The organism is Kluyvera sp. EC_51, from assembly GCF_019584505.1.
Taxonomy (GTDB): Bacteria; Pseudomonadota; Gammaproteobacteria; order Enterobacterales; family Enterobacteriaceae; genus Kluyvera; species Kluyvera sichuanensis.
Genome location: NZ_VDAG01000053.1, coordinates 1 through 291, shown reverse-complemented (window position 1 = coordinate 291; position 291 = coordinate 1). Strand labels below are relative to the sequence as shown.

Annotated in this window: 2 tRNA genes; both read left to right on the top strand. The window is 51.9% G+C overall.

The window, feature by feature from the left end:
• The first annotated feature begins 64 nt into the window (after positions 1-64).
• Positions 65-150: transfer RNA gene (locus tag FHC49_RS11425), tRNA-Leu, on the top strand.
• Between the two features lie 27 nt (positions 151-177).
• Positions 178-263: transfer RNA gene (locus FHC49_RS11420), tRNA-Leu, on the top strand.
• Positions 264-291: the final 28 nt, after the last annotated feature.

The window sequence follows — 291 nt, the reverse complement described above, 5'->3', positions numbered from 1 at the left end:
CCAGCGTAAAATCTCTAGAATTCGGCCCCGTGGTAATGATTCTTTCATAAAGAGTCAATGGTATGCGAAGGTGGCGGAATTGGTAGACGCGCTAGCTTCAGGTGTTAGTGTCCTTTGGATGTGGGGGTTCGAGTCCCCCCCCTCGCACCATAAACCACGTTATATCGTTCGCAGAGTGCGAAGGTGGCGGAATTGGTAGACGCGCTAGCTTCAGGTGTTAGTGTCCTTAGGATGTGGGGGTTCGAGTCCCCCCCCTCGCACCAACGAAGCGATATAACAAAAGTAACGAGA